The 851-nt window shown below is 70.9% G+C and carries 2 pseudogenes; both read left to right on the top strand.

Annotated elements, in window-relative coordinates:
• Window positions 1-394 (top strand): annotated as a pseudogene (locus A612_RS06500) (cysteine hydrolase); the annotation flags it as partial.
• 34 nt (window positions 395-428) lie between these two features.
• A pseudogene (locus tag A612_RS06495) lies at window positions 429-851 on the top strand (nicotinate phosphoribosyltransferase); the annotation flags it as partial.

The raw sequence follows: 851 nt of genomic DNA, 5'->3' as shown, positions 1-851 counted from the left end.
CTGCCGCCAGTGGCAGGTGCGGCGCCAGCGCGCCGCCCGCACCGTGTTCAAGGGCGCCAACCCCTGGACCGAACACTACAGCGCCATCCAGGCCGAAGTGCCCGACCCGGCCGATCCCACCACCGCGCCCGACACCCGCCTGCTCGGCGAGCTCGGCCGCGCCGCCCGGCTGCTGATCGCCGGCGAGGCCAGCAGCCACTGCGTGCGCGCCACCACCGAGCACCTGCTCGATTACCTGCCGCGGCTCGTGCCGGGCTGGGAAGCCTCGCGCATGGTGCTGCTGACCGACTGCATGAGCCCCGTGACCGGTTTCGAGGCCCAGCACGCCGACTTCCTGGCCGGCGCCGCCGCGCGGGGCGTGCAGCTCGCCACCACCGACCAGCTCCAGCCCTGAGCGGCCCGGGGCCAGCCACGGAGCAACGCCACCCATGCCCCCGATCGTCACCAGCCTGCTCGACACCGACCTCTACAAGTTCACCATGTGGCAGGCGCTGCTGCACCGCCACCCGCAGACCCAGGCCGAGTACCGCTTCGTCTGCCGCAGGCGCCCCGAGCGGCCCCTGGCCGAGCTGTTGCCGGCGGTGAACGCCGAGCTGGACGCGCTGTGCCAGCTGCGCTTCGCGCGCGACGAGCTGGATTACCTGCGCGGCCTGCGCTTCATGAAGAGCGACTTCATCGACTTCCTGCGCATCTTCCAGTTCCAGCGCGACTTCATTGAGGCGCGCGCCGAAGGGGAAGACCTGGTCCTCACCGCGCGCGGCCCGCAGGTGCACGTGATGGCCTTCGAGGTCTTCGTGCTGGCGATCGTCAACGAACTGTATTTCCGCCAGTTCGACGCCGAATCCGCCTTG

It is taken from the genome of Melaminivora alkalimesophila (assembly GCF_000282995.1).
Lineage (GTDB): Bacteria > Pseudomonadota > Gammaproteobacteria > Burkholderiales > Burkholderiaceae_C > Melaminivora > Melaminivora alkalimesophila.
Note: the sequence above shows the minus strand (reverse complement) of the source record. Positions and strands in the feature narration are given on the sequence as shown.